The sequence below is a fragment of the Leisingera sp. genome, assembly GCF_034669605.1.
Lineage (GTDB): Bacteria > Pseudomonadota > Alphaproteobacteria > Rhodobacterales > Rhodobacteraceae > Leisingera.
Genome location: NZ_JAXMOX010000246.1, coordinates 1 through 6,263 on the forward strand (window position 1 = coordinate 1; position 6,263 = coordinate 6,263).

A 6,263-nucleotide genomic window follows, 5' to 3' on the forward strand; every position below is an offset into this window, starting at 1 on the left:
AGTGCAGATTCGTGGCCGATCGAGGTTGGTCTCGCATGGCTTGACGGAAAAAGAGCCGTCGCGGAGAGCTGCCTCATTCGTCCGCGGATCGAATGGTTCGAGGACGACTGGGACCCAAATAGCGAAGCCGTTCACAGCATCCCGCGCTCTGATCTCGACAACGCCGAGAATGCTGATGAAGTTACCGCGTGGTTGCTGTAGACAGTCGCGGGCCAGACATTGGTTTCAGATGCGCCAGAATTTGATCAGAGGTGGCTCGGCCGCCTCTTGGGAGAGACTGGCCCGAAGATCCACGACTTCGACAGTGTTGTTTGGGATGCTTTTTCTGACGAGGGAAACGTTCGATCTGGGCGCCTGCATCGAGTGTATGATATCCGGACTAAGCGGCAGACGACCCACCGCGCCGGTGCGGATGCAGCAGATTCACGCTCCGCTTGCCAGTGCGTATTAGAAGTCAAATGAGGCGACTGGACAGGTGGAGCAACCAATGACCGAAGCCGCGAAATAGGTGAGATCTCTGAAGCCTCAGGTTCAATGAACCCGCGAGAAAACCGCAGCTGAGCCTTAAGTCTTTGACTTTATGGTAGGCCTGGAGGGATTCGAACCCCCAACCAAAGCGTTATGAGCGCTCTGCTCTAACCGTTGAGCTACAGGCCCGCCATGGTTTGGTGGTTAGGAAATGGCGCGGGCAAGGTCAAGCGGTGATTGCAGGCCGCACCGGTGAAATTGCCGTGCGGGCCGACCCAGACGCGCTGCGCCGGGTGCTGCGCCAGGCGGTCGGCTATGCCCATCAGGCGGCCCCTTGGCAGTTGGGCCATTGAGGCCGGTTCAGAAGCTGTGAAATCCCCCCGGCGTGCAGTCTGTGATGGCGCGGCGGATTCCTTTGTTTCCTTCCGAGGCGCCTTGCGCTAAAGGCTGCGCAACCGATTTGAAGGAGCCAAGTGATGACCAGCGGCAAGAACGGCTTGACCTATGCAGACGCAGGTGTGGACATTGATGCGGGCAACGCCTTGGTTGACCGGATTAAGCCGGCTGCCAAGCGCACCAACCGCTCCGGCGTGGTGAGCGGGCTGGGCGGGTTTGGTGCGCTGTTCGACCTGAAAGCTGCCGGCTACAACGACCCGATCCTGGTAGGCGCCACCGATGGTGTCGGCACCAAGCTGCGGATAGCCATCGACACCGGCGTGGTGGACGGTGTTGGCATCGACCTGGTTGCAATGTGCGTCAACGACCTGGTCTGCCAAGGCGCTGAGCCTCTGTTTTTCCTTGACTATTTCGCCACCGGCAAGCTGGAGTCCGAAACCGCCGCCCGCATCATAGAGGGCATCGCCGAGGGCTGCGTCCGCTCCGGCTGCGCGTTGATCGGCGGTGAGACGGCTGAGATGCCGGGCATGTACCCGGAAGGCGATTTCGACCTTGCAGGCTTTGCCGTTGGCGCGATGGAGCGCGGCACGGCACTGCCGGAAGGCGTGCAGGAGGGCGATGTGCTGTTGGGGCTGGCGTCTGACGGCGTGCATTCAAACGGCTATTCTCTGGTACGCAAGCTGGTGGAGGTCTCGGGGCTTGGCTGGGATGCCGATTGCCCTTTCGGCGATGGATCGCTGGGCGAAGCATTGCTGACCCCGACCCGTCTCTATGTCAAACAGTGCCTTGCCGCGGTACGGGCAGGCGGCGTTCATGCGCTGGCCCATATCACCGGCGGCGGACTGACCGAGAACCTGCCGCGGGTGCTGCCCGGGGACCTGGGCGCCGATATCGACCTGAATTCCTGGGACCTGCCGCCGGTATTCAAATGGATGGCAGATACCGGCAGCATAGCTGAAGCCGAGATGCTCAAAACATTCAACTGCGGGATCGGCATGATCCTGTCGGTCTCTGCTGACCGCGCAGATGCGCTGGCCGGGTTGCTGGAAGCAGAGGGTGAGACCGTTGCGCGTCTGGGCGCAGTTACCGCAGGTGCCGGCATGCGTTATTCCGGCAAGCTGCTGTGAGCCGGAAAAAGGTCGCAATCCTGATTTCCGGCGGCGGCTCTAATATGGTGTCGCTTCTGGAGAGCATGACCGGCGACCACCCGGCACGGCCATGTCTGGTCTTGTCCAACAATGCCGGTGCCGGCGGGCTGGCCAAGGCAGCCGCTGCTGGCGTTGCCACTACTGTGGTGGACCACCGTCCCTTTGCTGGCGACCGTGAAGCGTTTGAAGCAGAGCTGGCGAAACCGGTTATCGAGGCCGATGCCGACATTGTCTGCCTCGCTGGTTTCATGCGGGTGCTGACTGCGGGTTTCGTGTCGCTGTTCGAGGGCCGGATGCTGAACATCCATCCCTCGCTGCTGCCGAAGTACAAGGGGCTTCATACTCACGCCCGCGCGCTGGAGGCCGGTGACGGCGAACACGGCTGCACCGTGCATGAGGTGACACCGCGCTTGGATGACGGCCCCATTCTGGGTCAGGCACGGGTGCGGGTGCTGGAAAACGACACGCCGGATACGCTGGCGGCCCGGGTGCTGGTGCAGGAGCATCTTCTTTACCCGGCAGTGCTGCGCCGCTTCGCGGCGGGTGACAAAACGCTGGTTCAGCTGGGCTGAGGTCCGGCTGATTGCATTGCCTGGGACAAGCGCGTATCACGTCCCGGCCCACATGAGATTGAAAAGCCGGAATTTATGAAAACTCTGACCACCACCGAAGACCTGCAGGCCTTTTGCGAAACCGCCGCACAGTATCCTTATGTCACGGTGGATACCGAGTTTTTGCGGGAACGGACCTATTATTCCAAGCTTTGCCTGATCCAGCTGGCCTTTGCGGGGGATGGTGAGAACGATGCGGTTCTGGTTGACCCGCTGGCCGACGGCATCTCGCTGGAGCCCCTTTATACGCTGTTTCGCGATGAGAACGTGGTCAAAGTGTTCCACGCTGCCCGCCAGGATCTGGAAATCTTCTGGGTTGACGCAGGCGTCTTCCCCAAGCCGCTGTTCGACACCCAGGTGGCGGCGATGGTCTGTGGCTTTGGCGATCAGGCAGGCTATGAAACCCTGGTGCGCAAGATCGTCAAACAGGGTGTCGATAAGACGTCGCGTTTTACCGACTGGTCGCGCCGCCCGTTAAGCGAGGCGCAAAAGACCTATGCGCTGGCCGATGTGACCCATCTGCGCAATATTTACGAGTTCTTGGCCGCTGAACTGGAAAAGAGCGGCCGGTCGCATTGGGTGGCCGAGGAGTTGCAGGTTTTGACCGATCCGGCGACCTATGACATTCAGCCCGAAGATGCGTGGAAACGGGTCAAAACCCGGACCTCTTCGGGTAAGTTTCTGGCCGTGGTGCGTGAATTGGCCGCCTTCCGCGAAACCTATGCGCAAACCAACAATGTGCCGCGCAACCGGGTGTTCAAGGATGATGCGCTGGTCGAGCTTGCTTCGACCAAGCCGCGCAACCCTGGCGATCTGGGCGGCTCCCGCCTGCTGCTGCGCGAGGCGCGCAAGGGCGCAATTGCCGAAGGTATCCTGGCGGCCGTGGCCAAGGGGGCAGACTGCCCGCCCGAAGACCAGCCCCGGATGGACCGCAGCAAGGAAAAGCAGCAAGTGAATCCGGCGCTGGCGGATCTGTTGCGGGTGCTGCTGAAGGCCAAGACCGAAGCAGAGGGGGTGGCGGCCAAGCTGATCGCCCCCAGCGCGGACCTGGACGCGATTGCGGCGGGCCTGCGCGATGTCCCGGCCCTCAGCGGCTGGCGCCGCGAAGTGTTTGGCGCCGATGCCCTGCGGCTTTGCGAGGGCAAGATCGGCCTCGCAGCCAAAGGCCAGGCGGTTCAGGTGGTGGAGCTGTAAGACGCCTCGGCCGCTGCCAACAGCCGGCACATAGAAAAACGCCCGCAACGATTGCGGGCGTTTTCCTTTTTAAGCGGTCATGGGGTTAGCGGCGGCGGCTTTCGCGGGCATTTTCCGCGCCATTCACACGCACGGTGCGGATGCCGGCCAGATCCTGATTCGTAACTGTGCGGGCGGCATGGATAGTGCGGCTGGACTCGCTGCCGGTTGGCGTGCCATCCTCTGGATAGACAATCCGGAAATCGAAGCTCAGGACGCCTTCATCATTGTCTTCGACCGGCCGCAGAACAACATCATAGGCGCCCTGACGGGCAGCAACGGCAGTTGCATAGATGATGGCGCCGGATGCGGTGCGTTCTATCCGCATACCGGTCACGTGACTGACCAGGACGGAGGTGTCCTTGGGCTCGGGGCGGGCAAAGAGGCCACGGGCGTTGCTTTCTTGCGGCAGCAGCGGGTTGCTGTTTCCCGGTGCTGGCGCTTCGGCGGGCGCGGAGCTGCCAAACCAGTTGGACGGGTTGATCCGCGACTGTTTCCAGCCGCCGCAGCCTGCCAGCATCAGCGCGCAGGCCAATGTAAGAGCCAATGGTTTGTGCATCTGTCCCCGCCCATTCAAAATGTCTTTGCAAGGGATTACCCCATTGGCGGAAGCTTGAAAAGCGGTTGAAATGGGGCGGGCAGGGGCTTAGGTGCTGAACTGCCCCCGGAAACGGATTTTGAGGATAACGGACGATGGCCACTGCCGCCTTTGAAGAGATCGTGGAAGACTTCGAGTTCATGGAGGACTGGGAAGACCGTTACCGCCATGTCATCGATCTGGGCAAGGCGATGCGGCCGCTGGATGACGCGCTGAAAGTGCCTGCAACCAAGGTCGACGGCTGCGCCAGCCAGGTCTGGCTGCATGCCACGGTTGAAGACGGGGAATTCCGGTTTGACGGTGACAGCGATGCGATGATTGTGCGGGGACTGATTGCCGTGCTGCGCTGCTTGTACAATGGTTTGGGCCTCAAGGATGTAGTTGCCGTGGATGCCAGGGCGGAACTGGGACGGCTTGGGCTGAACGAACATCTGTCTTCGCAACGCTCGAACGGGTTGCGGTCGATGATCGAGCGGATCCGCGAAACCGCGATGGCGCAGGCCTGAGGCCGGCCGGGCGAGGGGGCGGCCCCTCGCGCTCCCCGGAGTATTTCTTGAAAGATGAAGGGCCTACTTGGCCCAGTTGGAAATCGCGGTTTCCAGATCGCCGTAGCCGGTGTGGCGGTGCTCAAACTCCAGCCCCATGCGGTCTGCGCAGTCGCGGGCTTTTTCCAACAGCTTGGGGTCGCTGATCTGCGACTGGTATATCAGTTTGGTGTAATTGCCGAACACCATGTCCCGCAGTTCCGGGTGTTTGTCGAGCCCCATCGGGCGCCAGACAAAGGCATCGAATTGCTTGACCAGGAAGTCGGTCAGGTAAAAGGCGGTGATTTCACCCGCATCGGTACGGGCCGCAAAGGCGTCGTTGCCCTCAAAAAAGGAATAGCAATGCGGGCCTGCGACCATTTCCACGCCGAGTTCCGCGCATTTGCGCTCCAGCGCGCCGCCTGTTCCGCAGTCTGCATAGATTACATAAATCTTGTCATATGTGGTTGAGTATTTAGCCACGGCGCCGTCGACGGCATCTATAATCTGATCCGGGTAGAGGTGCAGTTTTGCGGGCAGGCAGGTGAGGTCGATGTGATCCAGCCCGTTTTTCGCCTTGATATCAAGGATTTCACGCGCAAGCGCGCCGCAGGCGATCAGCAGGATACGGCCGGTCTTTTTCTCAGGGGCGGCGAGCCCCTGTTCGGTGAGGGAGCTTTCCTCAAGCGTCCGCCCGGTCGGAGGGCGGAAGGCAGCCCGCTCGGTCAAGCGGGCTGCGCGTCCTTTGCGTGCCAAATCAGGCGCTCATCGAGTTGTGCTTGCGCGCCACCATATCCTTGGCCATTTCAACGGCCACGGCGGCATCGCGGCAATAGCCGTCGGCGCCGATTGCTTTGCCGAACTCTTCGTTCAGCGGCGCGCCGCCAACCAGCACGATGTAGTCATCTCGCAGGCCTTGCTCGACCATGGTGTCGATCACCACCTTCATGTAAGGCATGGTCGTGGTCAGAAGGGCCGACATGCCGAGGATGTCCGGCTTGTGCTCTCCCAGGGCTTCCAGGTAGTTCTCGACCGGGTTGTTGATCCCCAGATCGACCACTTCAAAGCCGGCGCCTTCCATCATCATCGAAACCAGGTTTTTACCGATGTCATGGATGTCGCCCTTGACGGTGCCGATAACCATCGATCCGATCTGAGGGGCGCCGGTTGCAGCCAGCAGCGGTTTAAGAATGGCCATGCCGCCCTTCATTGCGTTGGCGGCCAGCAGAACCTCGGGGACAAACAGGATGCCGTCGCGGAAGTCGGCGCCAACGATGGTCATGCC

8 protein-coding genes, 1 tRNA gene and 1 pseudogene are annotated in these 6,263 nt (G+C 61.1%); 6 read left to right on the forward strand and 4 right to left on the reverse strand.

All coding sequences use genetic code 11. The annotated features are described in order from the left end of the window. Positions 1–201 (forward strand): annotated as a pseudogene (locus tag VOI29_RS21690) (hypothetical protein); the annotation flags it as partial. A gap of 380 nt (positions 202–581) precedes the next feature. Here VOI29_RS21690 and VOI29_RS21695 read toward each other — a convergent pair. Further along, positions 582–657, reverse strand: a tRNA-Ile gene (locus tag VOI29_RS21695). A gap of 8 nt (positions 658–665) precedes the next feature. On the opposite strand from VOI29_RS21695, the gene VOI29_RS21700 reads away from it, so the two are divergent. The 4 genes from VOI29_RS21700 to rnd all read left to right on the forward strand — a co-directional run bounded on the left by VOI29_RS21700 (position 666) and on the right by rnd (position 3,817). After that, on the forward strand, positions 666–821 hold the full coding sequence (locus tag VOI29_RS21700) for a hypothetical protein (RefSeq protein ID WP_323783607.1): 156 nt from the start codon (positions 666–668) through the stop codon (positions 819–821). A 123-nt stretch (positions 822–944) separates the two neighbouring features. After that, positions 945–1,991 (forward strand): phosphoribosylformylglycinamidine cyclo-ligase, encoded by a 1,047-nt coding sequence (gene purM, locus VOI29_RS21705; RefSeq protein ID WP_323783609.1) that lies wholly within the window; start codon positions 945–947, stop codon positions 1,989–1,991. Beyond that, positions 1,988–2,584 carry a phosphoribosylglycinamide formyltransferase gene (purN, locus tag VOI29_RS21710; RefSeq protein WP_323783611.1) on the forward strand — a complete coding sequence of 199 codons (597 nt, stop codon included), beginning with the start codon at positions 1,988–1,990 and terminating at the stop codon, positions 2,582–2,584. The genes purM and purN overlap by 4 nt, the downstream gene beginning before the upstream one ends. A 75-nt stretch (positions 2,585–2,659) precedes the next feature. After that, the gene (rnd, locus tag VOI29_RS21715) at positions 2,660–3,817 is read left to right on the forward strand and encodes a ribonuclease D (protein ID WP_323783613.1); all 1,158 of its coding nucleotides are present in this window, start codon (positions 2,660–2,662) and stop codon (positions 3,815–3,817) included. Between the two features lie 85 nt (positions 3,818–3,902). Here rnd and VOI29_RS21720 read toward each other — a convergent pair whose 3' ends face one another. Beyond that, positions 3,903–4,415: a hypothetical protein gene (locus tag VOI29_RS21720; protein ID WP_323783615.1), complete on the reverse strand. Its 513-nt coding sequence runs from the start codon at positions 4,413–4,415 to the stop codon at positions 3,903–3,905. Between the two features lie 134 nt (positions 4,416–4,549). Here VOI29_RS21720 and VOI29_RS21725 point away from each other — a divergent pair, with 134 nt between their 5' ends. Further along, positions 4,550–4,960, forward strand: coding sequence for a SufE family protein (locus tag VOI29_RS21725; RefSeq protein WP_024090359.1), 411 nt, complete (start codon positions 4,550–4,552; stop codon positions 4,958–4,960). Between the two features lie 63 nt (positions 4,961–5,023). Here VOI29_RS21725 and VOI29_RS21730 read toward each other — a convergent pair whose 3' ends face one another. Then, on the reverse strand, positions 5,024–5,734 hold the full coding sequence (locus tag VOI29_RS21730) for a DUF1638 domain-containing protein (protein WP_323783617.1): 711 nt from the start codon (positions 5,732–5,734) through the stop codon (positions 5,024–5,026). A gap of 1 nt (position 5,735) precedes the next feature. Beyond that, a partial coding sequence (locus VOI29_RS21735) for a corrinoid protein (RefSeq protein ID WP_323783619.1) occupies positions 5,736–6,263 on the reverse strand: 528 nt, incomplete at its 5' end.